Source organism: Stenotrophomonas ginsengisoli (genome assembly GCF_001431485.1).
GTDB lineage: Bacteria > Pseudomonadota > Gammaproteobacteria > Xanthomonadales > Xanthomonadaceae > Stenotrophomonas > Stenotrophomonas ginsengisoli.
On record NZ_LDJM01000026.1, the window covers coordinates 12,203 to 27,272 of the forward strand.

Annotated in this window: 11 protein-coding genes and 1 riboswitch; of the genes, 7 read left to right on the forward strand and 4 right to left on the reverse strand. The window is 66.6% G+C overall.

Translation table 11 applies throughout. The features are described 5' to 3' along the window. The first annotated feature begins 58 nt into the window (after positions 1-58). Both metK and ABB30_RS10615 read left to right on the forward strand, forming a co-directional pair. Positions 59-1,294, forward strand: coding sequence for a methionine adenosyltransferase (gene metK, locus ABB30_RS10610; RefSeq protein WP_057638284.1), 1,236 nt, complete (start codon positions 59-61; stop codon positions 1,292-1,294). Between the two features lie 133 nt (positions 1,295-1,427). Then, entirely contained in the window at positions 1,428-1,919 is a 492-nt protein-coding gene (locus ABB30_RS10615) for an acyl-CoA thioesterase (RefSeq protein ID WP_057638285.1), read from the forward strand. Between the two features lie 47 nt (positions 1,920-1,966). On the opposite strand, the gene ppc is transcribed toward ABB30_RS10615, so the two are convergent. Together ppc and ABB30_RS10625 are read right to left on the reverse strand one after the other, a co-directional pair. Continuing rightward, on the reverse strand, positions 1,967-4,675 hold the full coding sequence (gene ppc, locus ABB30_RS10620; RefSeq protein WP_057638286.1) for a phosphoenolpyruvate carboxylase: 2,709 nt from the start codon (positions 4,673-4,675) through the stop codon (positions 1,967-1,969). A 127-nt stretch (positions 4,676-4,802) separates the two neighbouring features. Further along, positions 4,803-7,298 (reverse strand): alpha/beta hydrolase family protein, encoded by a 2,496-nt coding sequence (locus ABB30_RS10625; RefSeq protein ID WP_057638287.1) that lies wholly within the window; start codon positions 7,296-7,298, stop codon positions 4,803-4,805. Positions 7,299-7,402: 104 nt separating this feature from the next. Continuing rightward, positions 7,403-7,484, forward strand: a riboswitch (S-adenosyl-L-homocysteine riboswitch). 33 nt (positions 7,485-7,517) lie between these two features. On the opposite strand from ABB30_RS10625, the gene ahcY reads away from it, so the two are divergent. Further along, the gene (ahcY, locus tag ABB30_RS10630) at positions 7,518-8,960 is read left to right on the forward strand and encodes an adenosylhomocysteinase (protein ID WP_057638288.1); all 1,443 of its coding nucleotides are present in this window, start codon (positions 7,518-7,520) and stop codon (positions 8,958-8,960) included. A gap of 115 nt (positions 8,961-9,075) precedes the next feature. Here ahcY and yecR read toward each other — a convergent pair whose 3' ends face one another. Next, positions 9,076-9,441 (reverse strand): YecR family lipoprotein, encoded by a 366-nt coding sequence (gene yecR / locus ABB30_RS10635; RefSeq protein ID WP_057638289.1) that lies wholly within the window; start codon positions 9,439-9,441, stop codon positions 9,076-9,078. Between the two features lie 574 nt (positions 9,442-10,015). Between yecR and ABB30_RS10640 the strand changes: the two genes are divergently transcribed. Both ABB30_RS10640 and ABB30_RS10645 read left to right on the forward strand, forming a co-directional pair. Further along, positions 10,016-10,633, forward strand: a complete 618-nt coding sequence (locus tag ABB30_RS10640) for a hypothetical protein (RefSeq protein ID WP_057638290.1) — start codon at positions 10,016-10,018, stop codon at positions 10,631-10,633. A 142-nt stretch (positions 10,634-10,775) separates the two neighbouring features. After that, positions 10,776-11,747: an XVIPCD domain-containing protein gene (locus ABB30_RS10645; protein ID WP_152980703.1), complete on the forward strand. Its 972-nt coding sequence runs from the start codon at positions 10,776-10,778 to the stop codon at positions 11,745-11,747. A 76-nt stretch (positions 11,748-11,823) separates the two neighbouring features. Here ABB30_RS10645 and ABB30_RS10650 read toward each other — a convergent pair whose 3' ends face one another. Next, complete coding sequence (locus ABB30_RS10650) at positions 11,824-12,021, reverse strand: heavy-metal-associated domain-containing protein (RefSeq protein ID WP_057638292.1); 198 nt, start codon at positions 12,019-12,021, stop codon at positions 11,824-11,826. Between the two features lie 99 nt (positions 12,022-12,120). Here ABB30_RS10650 and ABB30_RS10655 point away from each other — a divergent pair, with 99 nt between their 5' ends. Both ABB30_RS10655 and ybaK read left to right on the forward strand, forming a co-directional pair. Further along, a complete protein-coding gene (locus ABB30_RS10655) occupies positions 12,121-14,595 on the forward strand; it encodes a heavy metal translocating P-type ATPase (protein ID WP_057638293.1) in 2,475 nt (824 codons plus the stop codon). Then, positions 14,592-15,065 carry a Cys-tRNA(Pro) deacylase gene (ybaK, locus tag ABB30_RS10660; RefSeq protein ID WP_057638294.1) on the forward strand — a complete coding sequence of 158 codons (474 nt, stop codon included), beginning with the start codon at positions 14,592-14,594 and terminating at the stop codon, positions 15,063-15,065. The genes ABB30_RS10655 and ybaK overlap by 4 nt, the downstream gene beginning before the upstream one ends. Positions 15,066-15,070: the final 5 nt, after the last annotated feature.

Genomic DNA, 15,070 nt, shown 5'->3' on the forward strand with positions numbered 1-15,070 from the left:
GTTGCCGTGTATCATTCGCGCCCATCTTTCCATCCGAATCAAGGGATATAGCCAAAAAATGTCCAGCTACCTGTTCACTTCCGAATCGGTGTCCGAAGGCCATCCGGACAAGATTGCCGACCAGATCTCCGATGCGGTGCTGGATGCGATCCTGACCCAGGACAAGCGCGCCCGTGTGGCCTGCGAAACCCTGGTCAAGACCGGTGCTGCCATCGTCGCCGGCGAGGTCACCACCTCGGCCTGGGTCGACATCGAAGAGCTGACCCGCAACGTCATCAATTCGATTGGCTATGACAATTCCAACGTCGGTTTCGACGGCCACACCTGCGCCATCATCAACATGCTGGGCAAGCAGTCTCCGGACATCGCTGCCGGCGTGGACGGTACCGACAAGAAGGCCAAGAAGCCGGAAGAACAGGGCGCTGGTGACCAGGGCCTGATGTTCGGCTATGCCTGCAACGAAGCCCCGGAATACATGCCGGCCCCGATCTACTACTCGCACCGTCTGGTCGAGCAGCAGGCCAAGGTCCGCAAGAAGAAGAACTCGCCGCTGCCGTGGCTGCGTCCGGACGCCAAGAGCCAGGTCACCCTGCGCTACGGCCAGGACGGCAAGATCGAAGGCCTGGACGCTGTCGTCCTGTCCACCCAGCACGACCCGGGTGTGAAGCAGAAGGACCTGATCGAAGCGGTGCGCGAGGAAATCCTCAAGCCGGTCCTGCCCAAGGCATGGCTGGAAAAGCTGCCCAAGAACAAGGTCCACATCAACCCGACCGGCATCTTCGTGATCGGCGGCCCGGTGGGCGACTGCGGCCTGACCGGCCGCAAGATCATCGTCGACACCTACGGCGGCATGGCCCGTCACGGTGGTGGTGCGTTCTCGGGCAAGGATCCGTCCAAGGTGGATCGTTCGGCCGCCTACGCTGCGCGTTACGTGGCCAAGAACGTGGTCGCCGCCGGCCTGGCCGACAAGTGCGAAGTGCAGGTCTCCTACGCCATCGGCGTGGCCGAGCCGACCTCGATCTCGGTCACCACCTTCGGCACCGGCAAGATCGCTGATGCGCAGATCGAGAAGCTGATCCGCGCCCACTTCGACCTGCGTCCGTACGGCATCATCCAGATGCTGGACCTGATCCACCCGATGTACCAGCAGACCGCTGCCTACGGCCACTTCGGCCGCAAGCCGAAGGCCTTCTCGTATGTCGATGGTGAAGGCAACACGGTTGAAGCGACCGCCTTCTCCTGGGAGAAGACCGACCGCGCCGAAGCCCTGCGCAAGGCTGCCAAGCTGAAGTAAGCGTACGCGGTCAGGCAATTCCAACAAGGCCCCGCCCCGTGCGGGGCCTTGTTGTTTGCCGCGCCCTGCGGGTGGACAGGAAAAAAGCGCGCCCACGGTGTAGCCTGAGCCGCCCAGCACACTGATCCAACGCATGAACGAGCCGCAGTCCCACCAGTTGAGCATGACCGTGCTGATGACCCCGGACATGGCCAACTTCTCCGGCAAGGTCCACGGCGGAGCCGTGCTGCGCCTGCTCGACCAGGTGGCCTATGCCTGTGCCAGCCGCTATGCCGGCCGCTATGTGGTGACCCTGTCGGTGGACCAGGTGACCTTCCGCGAGCCGATCGCGGTGGGCGAGCTGGTCACCTTCCTGGCTTCGGTCAACTACACCGGCACCTCGTCAATGGAAGTGGGCATCAAGGTGGTGGCCGAGGACATCATTGGCCAGAGTGTGCGCCACGCCAACAGCTGCTTCTTCACCATGGTGGCGGTGGACGAACACGGCAAGCCGACCCCGGTGCCCGCCCTGCAGCCGGCCAATGCCGATGAACGCCGACGCCATGCCGCCGCGCAGATCCGGCGCCAGCTGCGCCAGGAAATGGAGCAGCGCCACCACCAGCTGCTGGCCGCCAGCATCCCCTGATGCATGACGCCGCAGGCAGCGGCTGGCCATGCTCGGCCAGCGCCGCCTCAACCGGTGTTCTGCAGGCCCTGGGCCACGCCGTTGACGCAGGCCTTCAAGGCCCGCAACAGCGGGTCATCATCGTGGCTGCCGGCTTCGCGCCAGCGCCGCAGCAGGTCCACCTGGAGCACGCTCATCGGGTCGATGTAAGGGTTGCGCAGGCGGATGGACAGCTCCAGCCGCGGGTCCTGGGCCAGCAGGCTGGTGTTGCCGGTGAGCCGGCCCAGCCAGTGCAGGGTCAAGGCGTGCTCGCCGCGCAGCAGCGGGAAGAACACCCCGTGCAGCGGCCCGGACAGGGCCGAGAAGCTCTCGGCGATGGTGATGTCGCCCTTGCTCATCACCATCGCCACGTCATCCAGGAAGGCCTTGAAGAAGGGCCACTGCTGGGCCATCTGGCGCAACGCCGGTTCGTGCCCGGCATTGACCAGCGCCTGCAGGCCACTGCCCACCCCGTACCAGCCGGGAATGCCGGCCCTGGCCTGGCTCCAGGCAAACACCCACGGAATGGCGCGCAGGTTGGACAGCCCGGCATCGCTGCCCAGCCGGCGTGCCGGGCGCGAGCCCAGGGTCATGCGCTCGATCACGTCCACCGGGGTGGCCTGGCGGAACCAGGTCATGAACTCGCGGTGCCCGACCAGCGCGCGGTAGGCCTGGCTGCTGTGGGCCGCCAGCAGGTCCATCACCGGCTTCCACGCCTCCTCGCGCGGGTCGGCCGGGCGCGGGCGCAGGCTGGCCCGCAGCACGGCCCCGGCGGTCTGCTCCAGCGAGCGCAGGGCCAGCGCGCGGATACCGTACTTGCGGTGGATCACCTCGCCCTGCTCGGTGACCCGCAGGTGGCCGTCGATGCTGCCACGCGGCGCGGCCTGCACCGCATGGGTGGTCTTGCCACCACCGCGGCTGACCGAACCACCCCGCCCATGGAAGAAGCCCAGGGCGATGCCGGCCTGGTGCGCGGCCTGCACCATCTCCACCTGGGCGCGCTGCAGGCCCCAGCGCGAGGCGACGATGCCGCCGTCCTTGCCGCTGTCCGAATAGCCCAGCATCACCGTCTGCCGGTTGCCGCGGGCGGCCAGGTGGGCGCGGTACACCGGGCAGGCAAACAGGTCACGCAGGGTGGCCGTGGCATGGGCCAGGTCGTCGATGGTTTCAAACAGCGGCACCACGTCCAGCGCCACCTGCCCCTGCCCGTCCAGCAAGCCGCCGCGACGGGCCAGGGCCAGCACCGCCAGCACATCGGCGCGGCTGTGGGCCATGGAGATGATGTAGTTGCCCAGGGCGCCGTCCCCATGGCTGGCGCGGGCCGCGGCCAGGGTCGCAAACACCGCCTGCAGACGCTGCCCTTCGCCACCGCAGGCCGCCGGCAGCACCTGCTCCCCGGCCGCCAACGGTGCCAGCAGTGCAGCGCGCGCGGTGGCATCTGCAGCCTCGGCCAGGGCCGGCAGATCCTCGGCCAGGGCGGCATCGTGCACCCGGGATTCCTGGCGTACATCCAGCCGGGCCAGATGGAAGCCGAAGGTGCGCACCCGCCACAGCAGGCGGCGCAGGGCGAACGCCCCGGCCTGCTCGCCACGGTTGGCCAGCAGGCTGTCCAGCATCAGCTGCAGGTCATCGATCAGCGCCTGCGGGCCGGCATAGGCCGCCTCGCCACCACTGCCGGTCTGGCGCAGGCGCTGCGCCACCAGGCCCAACAGCTGGCGGTAGGGCATGTCGGCATGACGCGGGCTGGCCTGCACCTGCGGCAGGCGCTGGCGGTAATCGGCCAGACGCTGCAGCACCGCGGCGGCAACGCCGACCCGCTCGCTGGACTGGCTCAGCACACTGCCCAGGCGTTCGATCTCCTCCACATACAGGCCCAGCACCGCATCGCGCTGGGCGGCAAAGGTGGCGGCGATGGTGCCGGCATCCACATTCGGGTTGCCGTCCATGTCGCCCCCTACCCAGGTGCCGAAGCGCAACAGCGCCGGCAGCTCCAGGCTGGCGCCGTAGGTCTGCACGATGGCCTGGTCCAGGGTCTCGTAGAACACCGGCACCACCCGGTACAACACCCGGGTCAGGTAATAGCCCACGTGCTCGCGCTCGCCCTCCACGGTGGGCCGCACCGGGGCACTGTCACTGGTCTGCCAGCTGGAGGTCAGGGCCATGCGCAAGCGCGCATGGTCGGCCGCACGCTCACCCGGGGTACGCCCGCCATCCAGGCCGTTGACCAGCGCCCCGACCATGATCTGTTCCTTGTCCAGCAGCACCCGCCGCACCGATTCGGTGGGATGGGCGGTGAACACCGGCTCGATGTCGATGCGCGGCAGCCAGGCCGCCAGTTCCTCGAGGCCCACGCCCTGTTCCTTGAGCCGGGACAGGGCATCGTGCAGGCCATCGGGTTGCGGCCGGGCACTGCCGGCACGCTGGTAATCACGCCGGCGGCGGATGCGGTGCACCCGCTCGGCAATGTTGACCACCTGGAAATAGGTGGCAAACGCGCGCACCAGGCTCTCGGCCTGTTCCGGTGCCAGCCCGGCCAGTGGCTGGGCCAGCTGGGCCAGCGGCTGGCCGCTTTCGCGGCGCTCGATGGCGTGGGTGCGTACCTGCTCCACCTCGGCCAGGAAATTGTCGCTGACCTGTTCGGCCAGCATCTGCCCGACCAGGCTGCCGAGCTGGCGCACGTCATCGCGCAACGGCAGGTCGGCGGTGGCAAAACGGATGTGGCTGCGTTGCTCGTTCATGGCGGACACTGCGCAGGGAACCTGACCCAAGCCTAGCGCATGCCGGCGTCCGGATTTTGCAGCGCAGCACGAAAAGTATCAGGGCGCCGCCTCAGCGCAGCGCCCTGATGACCGGACAGGGCGCAGCTCAGCGGCCGCGCTTGCCGCCCTGCTCCACCTTGCCCACATGCTGCTCCAGCCAGGTTTCGGTTTCGCTGAGCATGTGCAGGATCGACTCGCGCGCACGGTAGGCATGCGACTCGTTGGGCAACATCACCAGCCGCGACGTGCCGCCCAGGCCCTTGACCGCGGCAAACATGCGCTCGGACTGGATCGGGAAGGTGCCGGAGTTGTTGTCCTGCTCGCCGTGGATGAACAGGATCGGGTCCTTGATGTCCTGCGCGTAATTGAACGGCGACATCTGCAGGTAGGTGTCCTGGGCCTGCCAGTAGTTGCGCTCCTCGGCCTGGAAACCGAACGGGGTCAGGGTGCGGTTGTAGGCCCCGCTGCGGGCGATGCCGGCGGCAAACAGGCGGGTATGGGCCAGCAGGTTGGCAGTCATGAAGGCGCCGTAGGAATGCCCGCCCACCGCGATCTTGCCGCGCTGCCCCACGCCCCGGCGCTCGATCTCGGCCACCGCGGCTTCGGCCGAGGCCACCAGCTGGGCAATGTAGGTGTCATTGGGCTCGGCATCGCCCTCGCCGATGATCGGCATGGACGGGTTGTTGAGCACCACCCAGCCCTTGGCCAGCATCGCCTGCGGGCCCCAGTAGCTGGGCGCATTGAAGCGGTACGGCGAGCCGGTGACCTGGCTGGCCGCTTCGGCCGATTTGAACTCGCCCGGATAGGCCCACAGCAATACCGGGCGCGGCCCGTCCTTCTTGGCGTCATAGCCCGGCGGCAGCAGCAGCTCGGCGGTCAGCTGCACGCCATCGGCGCGTGCGTAACGGATCTGCTCCTTGCGCACCCCGGCCAGGGCCGGCACCGGATGGGCGATGTCGGTGAGCTGGCGCTCGCTGCCGGTGGACAGGTCACGCACGAAGATGTTGCCCGGCCGGTCCGGGGTTTCGCGGCTGATCAGCAGCTGCCCGCCGTTGTCATCGAGCACCGCCATCGGCATCACGTATTCCCCCTCGCCGGACTGGTACAGGCGGGTGGCCTTGGCGCTGGACAGCTCGAAGCGGTCCACGAAGGGGCGGTCGCCGGCTTCCGAGGCGCCGGCACCGACCAGGAAGATGGCGCTGCCGTCAGCGCTGAACTGGAGCAGGCGCTGGCCGTTGGCCGCACTGGTGAGCAGCGGCGTGCCCGGGTCGTTGTAACGGTCCTGCGAGGAGCGGTCACTGAGCAGCTTGGGCGCGACTTGCGGGTTGTCCGGGGCAATCTGCCAGCGCTTGGACCAGCGGGTCTTGAACCAGCGTTCGTTGAGCAGGGCCACCTCGCCATTGCCCCAGCTGATGCCGGCATAGCGGCTGCCCAGCTGGGCCAGGGTGGCCGGCTGCGCATCGAACGGTGCGGCCAGGGTCAGCACGGCATCACGCACGGACGCCTCCACATTGGGGTCGCCACCGTCCTGGGCCTCGGCCCAGACCAGGGTGGCCGGGGCATCGGCGCGCCAGCTGACCATGCGCGGGCCGGTGGCCACCGCGTCGTTGCCGGTGGGCAGGCCCTCCACCAACGGCAGGCTGGCCACCCTGTGGACAAAGTTGCCCTGGCGGTCGAGCACCTCGATCACCCGCGGAAAGGCATTGACCGGCACCACGTAGGAATACGGGCGCTGCACCTTCTGCGTCAGCAGGTAGGCGCCATCCGGCGACAGCCCCAGGCCCAGGTAGATACCGGGTGCGCCGATGGTCTGCAGCTTGCCGCCCAAGGTGATGATGGCCGGCTGCACCTGGGTGTAGTAGTCGAACTGCTCGGCATCGGCCTGGCTGGACAGCAGGTCCTGGTAAGTGCGGATCGCCCGCACCTGGCCGCTGCTGCTGGTGTTCTGGATGGACGGGCCGGTGGGCGTGGCATCAGCCGGCGGCGGCGCCCCCCGCCCGGACGGCTGCAGGCGCAGCAGCAGGCCGCTGCTGTCCGGCAGCCACTGGTAGCCATCGCCGAGCACGGTGTTCAGGCCGGACTGCAGGCGGTGGGCCTGGGCCCGCTCCACATCCACCAGCCACAGCTCGTTGGCCCCGGCCTGGCTGTCGATATGGTTGAAGGCCACGTAGCGCTGGTCCGGCGACCAGCCCAGCGAGGCCACGGCCAGGTTGGCCGGCAGGCCGCTGATGGCCCGCTCGCTGCCATCGGCAATGGACTTCAGGCTCAGGCTGTTGCCGAAGCTGAAACGGCTGTCGGAGAAGGTGCGCGGATGGATGCGCAGGCCGGCCAGCTTCAGTTCCGGCTGGGCCACCACGGCAATGGACGGCAGCGCCGGGCTGCCCATCTGCACGGCCAGGTCGCCCTTGGGCGACAGGCTCAGGCTGGGCGCGCGCGGGGCGTCGACGATGGCCTGCAGGGCGGCGCTGGGCAGCTGGTAGCCGGACGTGGCCTGCTGCGCTGCCGGTTGGGCCTGGGCCAGGGCCAGCGGCGGCACCGACAGCAGCAGGGCCGAAGCCAGCAGGACAAGGGCCGGCAGGCGGCGGAGACGCGGATGGCTCATGGCAAAGGCTCACAAGGAAATGACCTGCCGACCTTAACAAGCGCGCCGCCAGCGCTCACCTGCCGTTGGTTGGGCACCGCCCGGCACGGCTATAATTGGCCACCGCTTCCGAGGGGCGCTGCGACCGGTTAACCAACATCGGCCAGGCTCGGGCGGCCTGTACGGTTCCAACGGCGCCCGGCGAACGCGAGTTTCCTCGCACACACCGGAGCTGTATCCATGACTGACCGCATCTTCTCCCAGGATGGCGACTACAAGATCGCCGACATCTCGCTGGCCGACTGGGGCCGCAAGGAACTGGACATCGCCGAGCACGAAATGCCGGGCCTGATGTCCATCCGCCGCAAGCACGCCACCACCAAGCCGCTCAATGGCGTGCGCGTGACCGGCTCGCTGCACATGACCATCCAGACCGCGGTGCTGATCGAGACCCTGAAGGACATCGGCGCGAACGTGCGCTGGGCCTCGTGCAACATCTTCTCCACCCAGGACCACGCCGCTGCGGCTATTGCCGCCACCGGCACCCCGGTGTTCGCCTGGAAGGGCGAAACCCTGGAAGAGTACTGGGACTGCACCCTGGACGCGCTGACCTTCACCCTGGCCGACGGCACCCTGACCGGCCCGGAGCTGGTGGTGGACGACGGCGGCGACGTCACCCTGCTGATCCACAAGGGTTACGAGCTGGAACAGGGCGATGAGAGCTGGGTCAACTCGGCGTCCGGTTCGCACGAAGAGCAGATCATCAAGAACCTGCTCAAGCGCGTTGCCGTCGAGCGTCCGGGTTACTGGACCCGCGTGGTTTCCGACTGGAAGGGCGTTTCCGAAGAAACCACCACCGGTGTGCACCGCCTGTACCAGATTGCCGAAGCCGGCAAGCTGCTGGTCCCGGCGATCAACGTCAACGACTCGGTCACCAAGAGCAAGTTCGACAACCTGTACGGCTGCCGCGAATCGCTGGCCGATGGCCTGAAGCGCGCGCTGGACGTGATGCTGGCCGGCAAGGTGGCCGTGGTCTGCGGTTACGGCGACGTCGGCAAGGGCTCGGCCGCTTCGCTGCGCGCTTATGGCGCCCGCGTCATCGTCACCGAGATCGACCCGATCTGCGCCCTGCAGGCGGCGATGGAAGGCTATGAAGTGAACACGGTCGAATCGACCCTGGGCACCGCCGACATCTATGTCACCACCACCGGCAACCGCGACATCATCCGCGTCGAGCACCTGACCAAGATGAAGGACCAGGCCATCGTCTGCAACATCGGCCACTTCGACAACGAGATCCAGGTCGATGCGATGAAGGCCCTGCCGGGCCTGGTGCACACCAACATCAAGCCGCAGGTGGACAAGTACACCTTCGCCAACGGCAACAGCATCTTCCTGCTGGCCGAAGGCCGCCTGGTCAACCTGGGCTGCGCCACTGGCCACCCGAGCTTTGTGATGTCCAACTCGTTTGCCAACCAGACCCTGGCGCAGATCGACCTGTGGGCCAACAAGGACACCTACGAGCCGAAGGTCTACATCCTGCCCAAGCAGCTGGACGAAGAAGTCGCCCGCCTGCACCTGGAAAAGATCGGCGTGGTGCTGACCAAGCTGTCCAACGAGCAGGCCGACTACCTCGGCGTGCCGGTGGAAGGCCCGTACAAGCCGGACCACTACCGCTACTGATCGGCCCCGCGCCGTTCACCGCGATGTGATGCACAAAGGGCGCCGCAAGGCGCCCTTTGTTTTTGCAAATCGAGACAGTACAGAGCCATCCAGATTGCAGGCCGCCGCCGCGGACTCAGCCGTTGGGCGCCACCGGTGCCTGCACGGGTTGGTACGGCTGTGCCACGGCATCGCCCATGCACTGATAGGTCTGAGCCTGTTGCCACTGCGTGCACTGTCCATCGGCAGCAGAAGCGGTGCATTGACGCGACACCTGCACCGACGCATCAGTCAGTGCATAACCGAGCTGCTCACAGCGCCGCGTCGCCAGCCGATTGGCATTGTCTCCGACACGCGGTGCTGGCACGTCCTGGCCCACCACTTGGGACAGCGTCACCCGCCCCGAATCGCGATCCTGAGCAACCGTATAACTGGCAGAAGCACTGGCCGAGGCCAAGAGTACGGAGACAGCCAGCAGCACTACCTGTTTGTGCATGTTCATCGTCTACTCCTTCTGGATTGTTTACCGATCATGCGGGCTGCGCAAAGGAAAATTCAAGCTTGGCAGCCCTCCGACGATGCAGCGGCATATCTGACCAACGTACCAGTCACACACCCGCAACCGGATACAAAACCGGCAGCTTCATCAAGCCGTTCATCGCGTTACGGCGCGCAAAAATACGCCGCAAGGCGCCCTTTGTTTTTGCGCGCGTCCCGTGCTGGCGGTCACACAACACCCGCTGGCTGCCTGCCTATACTCGATCTTGTCGCCACCAGGACGTGGCTTGTCCCAGCCATGCTGCCGGCGTCGCACACACGGCAGCCAGTGCATACCGGCGTATATGGCCGGGCACGCAATGGAGCAGCAGCCAATGCAAAGGAAGGCCATCCACATGCAGCAACACAACCACGCAAACGCCGCTGCCTGCATCCTCGGCCCGCTGCCATCGCAGCCTGAGCCGACTTGGCGTGGCCAATCCTGCGGCCAGCGATCATCAGCCTGCTGCCTACCATCACTTCGCAGCACTGCGCCGATTGAGCGCCTCGGCACTCGCCATCATTTCAGGAGCCAGGCAATGAATGCCCTCAAACATCACCTCACCGCTTTCGGTCTGATATTGGCACTGCCCTTGCTGGCCGGCTGCCAGCCCAAGCCTCAAGCAAAGCCCGAGGTATTGCTGTCCAAGCCGATCCGGCTGGATATACCCGACCAGGAAGTGGTGCTTGAGTTCGAGGCATCGCCGCAGAATGTCATTGCATACCAGAGCTACATCATCGCCATTGAGGCCAACAACTCGATCAACAAACCGTTCCCGTTCTACTCCGATACCCCACCGCCCGCCTTGTACGTCAAGGCGGAAAAAAAAATCGATGGACATTGGCAGGTTATCGATGTGCCAGACACATATGTAGTCCTCTCACGCCTACCTGAGACCTACAAGCCCTTTTACAAAAAACTTCCTGCGTGGCATAGCCAGGAAGCTTTCTCGAACTACCTTCGACCCAATGCGGGGGGAACAGAAAACATCCGCATGATACTGGGAAACTTCCCGGAAAACGAATGGACTGAAGGCGGCCGATATAGAATCAATGGCCATTACCGGGTCACCATTAAAACAAAGCAGGAACGGCCGGACTTCGAAGGAATGCAATCCGAAGTCAGCATAAGGCAGCAATACATCAATGGAAAATAACAAGCAAGGAAGATGAAATGGCAAATGACAAGTACACACTATCGATCCACATAGCAGCACCAGGAATCCGGCCATTCAAAACAGACGATCACCCCTTCTAATCGAGGGAACAAAAACACAACAAACATCCTTGTCCGGGCATATGTTCTACAGCCTGCAGAGAAATGACGAGGAACCAGACAGCTTTGGATTCGCACCCGAAACCTCTGGCCAGCTGTGGGGAAAAGGCGAAAGAAAAACTGAAGACATCTATACCTACCTCAATCCCGCCTATACACGGACACTGGAGATAACTGCGGAGCAGTACGCAAAACTGCACGCATTCGGCAGAAATCCCGCGGCATTCGGGTTTGATCTTTATTACCAGGACGTACGCAACAACTGCGTTGATTTCACTTGGGCGGGATTGAACCACGCCGGCCTGCAGCGCACCGCCAGCATTGACCTGGCCAATACCATGGGCCCGTCCTTGGCTGGCATCGTCGCGCAGCATGCACCAGACGTACGCAAGCGCACCGACCAGTTTGTCGATGACAAAGAGAGCTTCCGCCCGATGCGCAATAGAGATGCGGTGGACAGCATTGCGCCCCCTTTCCCCGACAGCCCGCTGAACAAGACCGAGAGAAATCCGACACCCGAGCGCAACCTGGGACAGTGGCTGCTCAGCGAGGCGCAAACCCGCCCGCAGGACGCCCGTGACCCACACCACCGCGATCATGGCCTGGATCAAAACATCCGCACGGCGGTGGCGCGCACTGAAGCCGAACACGGCCGGCCATGGGACAGCAACAGCGAGGCCCTGTGCGGCCTGCTGATGGTCGCCGCCTGCAAGGCCGGCTTCACCGAAAAAGACACCCTGTCAGTACAACTGAGCCAGGCCAACAGCACGCAGGCCGCAGGCGAACTGGCATTTCTAGAGCGCAGCGGCAGCCACGCCTCCCCGGACCCTTATGCCAACCGCATCAGTGTGCCCACCGCTGCGGTGGCCCATGCCGACATCGACACCCTGTATGAGCGTGCCGATCAGCAGCGCGAACAGGCACTTGCCAGCGCGCAGGAACAGCAGACTCAGCAGGTCCAGGCACAGGCGGCATCAGGTCCATCACTGGGTTGAGCCAGCGCTACTCGCGTTGCCCAGCCAAACAACAAGGCGCCTCACGGCGCCTTGTGGGTGATGCATGTAGGCCGGCTCAGCCCTTCAGCGTGGCCGGAAAGCCCGCCTCGTCCAGGGCGGCGATCACCTGTTCGGCGCTGGCCGTGGTCTGCACGCTGGCGGTGCGGCCATCCAGTTCGGCCTGGACCTGGGCAGTGGCATCCAGCGCGGTGATGACGGCAGTGACGCTGCGTACGCAGCCGCCGCAGTGCATGTCGGGAATGTGCAGGTGCATGGAAAACTCCGTTTTGCGATGGTCAAGCGCCGCGGCGGCCCCGGGCGGGCAGCGGCGCGGTAAGGTGTGGCCATTGTCTCACCCTGTCTCTGCCTTGCCATGGTTGCCCCTGCCCCCGCTCAAGCCCGTTTCACCCTGCCCATTGCCGGCATGACCTGTGCTTCCTGCGTGGCCCGCCTGGAGCGGGTGCTGGGCAAGGTCGCCGGGGTGCAGCAGGCCAGCGTCAACCTGGCCACCGGCCAGGCCAGCCTGCACACCGATGGCAGCACCGCCATCGCCAGCCTGGTGCAGGCCGTGGAAAAGGCCGGTTTCCAGGTGCCCGACAGCCAGGTCGAACTGGCGGTGGAGGGCATGACCTGCGCGTCCTGCGTGGGCCGGGTCGAGCGCGTGCTGGGCAAGCAGCCGGGGGTGGCGAAGGCCAGCGTCAACCTGGCCACCGGCCGCGCCACGGTCAGCGGCCATGGCCTGGATGCCGGCGCCCTGGCCCAGGCCCTGAGCCGGGCCAGTTTCCCCGCCCAGCCCCTGAGTGATGCCGAACAACAGCGCGAGCAGCGCCAGGCCAGCCAGCAGCAGGAACTGCACGATCTGCGCCGCGATGTGCTGATCGCCGCAGTGCTGGCCGTGCCGGTGTTTGTACTGGAAATGGGCGGACACCTGTTCCCGCCCCTGCACCACTGGCTGCATGTGACAGTTGGCCAGCAACCGTTGTGGTGGCTGCAGGCACTGCTGACCACCGCGGTGCTGGCCGGGCCGGGGCGGCGTTTCTACGTCCACGGCCTGCCGGCGCTGCTGCGTGGCGGTCCTGACATGAATTCGCTGGTCGCCGTCGGCACCCTGGCCGCTTGGGGCTATTCGCTGGTCGCCCTGATCGCTCCGGCGGCGCTGCCGGCCGGCAGCGTGCATGTGTATTTCGAATCGGCCGCGGTGATCGTGGCCCTGGTGCTGGCCGGGCGCTGGCTGGAGGCGCGCGCTCGCGGCCAGACCTCGGCCGCCATCGCCCGCTTGGTCAAACTGCAGCCCGAGCAGGCCCGGGTACGCCGCGCAGACGGCAGCGAGCAGTGCATCAGCGTGGCCCAGCTGCAACCCGGCGACATCCTGCTGCTGCGCCCGGGAGAGCGCATCGCCGCCGATGGCACGGTGATCGAAGGCCACAGCGCGGTGGATGAATCCATGCTCAGTGGCGAGCCGCTGCCGGTGGACAAGCAGCCGGGCGATGCGGTCAGCGCCGGCACCATCAACACCACCGGCGCGCTGGCGGTACAGGTGCAGGCAGTGGCCGGCGATACCAGCCTGGCGCGGATCATCCGCCTGGTCGAACAGGCCCAGGGCGGCAAGCTGCCGATCCAGGCGCGGGTGGACCAGGTGACCCGCTGGTTCGTGCCGGCGGTGATGCTGCTGGCCGTGCTGGCCTTTGCCGCCTGGTGGCTGCTGGCCGGGCGCCTGGACCTGGCCGTGGTCAATGCGATTGCGGTGCTGATCATTGCCTGCCCCTGCGCCATGGGCCTGGCCACGCCCACTTCGATCCTGGTGGCCACCGGCCGCGGCGCCGAACTGGGCATCCTGCTGCGCCGTGGCCAGGCGCTGCAGCAACTGGCCCAGGTCCGCATGGTGGCCATGGACAAGACCGGCACCCTGACCATCGGCGAGCCGGTGCTGACCGACTTCCACCCGCGCCCGGGTTTTGATCCGGAATACGTGGCCGCGATGGTGGCCGCTGCCGAAAGTGTTTCCGAACACCCCAGCGCGCAGGCCATCGTGGCTGCCGCGCGTGCCCAGGGCCTGCGCCTGCCGGCCGCCACGCAATTCAGCGCCGCGCCCGGCCTGGGCATCAGCGCGCGGGTGGATGACAGCAGCGTACTTGTGGGCTCGGCCGATCATCTGGCTGCGGCCGGCATCGATACCCAGCCGCTGGCTGCGGTGGCCGCGCGCCTGGCCGAGCAGGGCCGCAGCCCCCTGTATGCGGCCATCGACGGCGAGCTGGCCGCCATCCTGGCCGTGGCCGACAGCATCAAGCCCAGCACCCCGGACGCGCTGGCCGCATTGCACCGGCTGGGCCTGCCGCTGGCCATGGTCTCCGGCGACAACACCATCACGGCCAGGGCCATTGCCGCCGAACTGGGCATCGACGTGGTCCACGCCCAGGTACTGCCGGCGCAGAAGGTGGACGTGGTCAAGGCCCTGCAGGCCAGCCACGGTGCGGTGGCCTTCGTCGGTGACGGCATCAACGATGCCCCGGCCCTGGCCGCGGCCGATGTCGGCATTGCCGTGGGCACCGGCACCGACATTGCGATCGAGGCCGGCGACGTGGTGCTGGTCGGCGGCAGCCTGCAGGGCGTGGCCAGCGCCATTGCCCTGGGCCGGGCCACCCTGCGCAACATCGGCCAGAACCTGTTCTGGGCCTTTGCCTACAACGCGGCCTTGATCCCGGTGGCCGCCGGCGTGCTGGTGCCTTTCGGCGGCCCGGCGCTGTCACCGATGCTGGCCGCCGCTGCGATGGCACTGTCCTCGGTATTTGTGGTGTCCAACGCGCTGCGCCTTCGCCGCTTCCAGCCTCCCCGCGGAGAGGCCGCATGACCCCGGCAATCAACCTGCTGCGCAAGGCCGGCATCGCCCACCAGGTGCTCAGCTACAGCCACGAACCCGGCGCGGCCTCCTATGGGCTGGAAGCAGTGGACAAGCTCGGCCTGGATGCGCACAGCGTGTTCAAGACCCTGCTCGCGGCCAGCGAGAAGAACGAACTGCTGGTGGCCATCGTGCCGGTGGCCGGGCAACTGGATCTCAAGGCGCTGGCGGCGGCGGCCGGCTGCAAGAAATGCGAGATGGCCGGCATCGATGCCGCCCAGCGCGCCACCGGTTACCTGGTCGGCGGGATCAGCCCGCTGGGGCAGAAAAAGCGCCTGCGCAGCTTCATCGACAGCAGCGCTCAGGCCTTGCCGGCCATCCATGTCAGTGCCGGCCGGCGCGGGCTGGAAGTCTCGCTGGCCGGCGTTGATCTGGCCGGGCTGATAAATGCCAGCTGGGCCGCAATCGGCAAGCCGGCCTGAAGCGC

Coding starts and splice junctions, on each gene's coding strand:
- ABB30_RS10640 (WP_057638290.1), top strand. CDS start 10,016: ATGAATGCCCTCAAACATCACCTCACCGCTTTCGGTCTGATATTGGCA.
- ABB30_RS10625 (WP_057638287.1), bottom strand. CDS start 7,298: ATGAGCCATCCGCGTCTCCGCCGCCTGCCGGCCCTTGTCCTGCTGGCT.
- yecR (WP_057638289.1), bottom strand. CDS start 9,441: ATGAACATGCACAAACAGGTAGTGCTGCTGGCTGTCTCCGTACTCTTG.
- ABB30_RS10645 (WP_152980703.1), top strand. CDS start 10,776: ATGTTCTACAGCCTGCAGAGAAATGACGAGGAACCAGACAGCTTTGGA.
- ABB30_RS10615 (WP_057638285.1), top strand. CDS start 1,428: ATGAACGAGCCGCAGTCCCACCAGTTGAGCATGACCGTGCTGATGACC.
- metK (WP_057638284.1), top strand. CDS start 59: ATGTCCAGCTACCTGTTCACTTCCGAATCGGTGTCCGAAGGCCATCCG.
- ybaK (WP_057638294.1), top strand. CDS start 14,592: ATGACCCCGGCAATCAACCTGCTGCGCAAGGCCGGCATCGCCCACCAG.
- ABB30_RS10650 (WP_057638292.1), bottom strand. CDS start 12,021: ATGCACCTGCACATTCCCGACATGCACTGCGGCGGCTGCGTACGCAGC.
- ABB30_RS10655 (WP_057638293.1), top strand. CDS start 12,121: ATGGTTGCCCCTGCCCCCGCTCAAGCCCGTTTCACCCTGCCCATTGCC.
- ahcY (WP_057638288.1), top strand. CDS start 7,518: ATGACTGACCGCATCTTCTCCCAGGATGGCGACTACAAGATCGCCGAC.
- ppc (WP_057638286.1), bottom strand. CDS start 4,675: ATGAACGAGCAACGCAGCCACATCCGTTTTGCCACCGCCGACCTGCCG.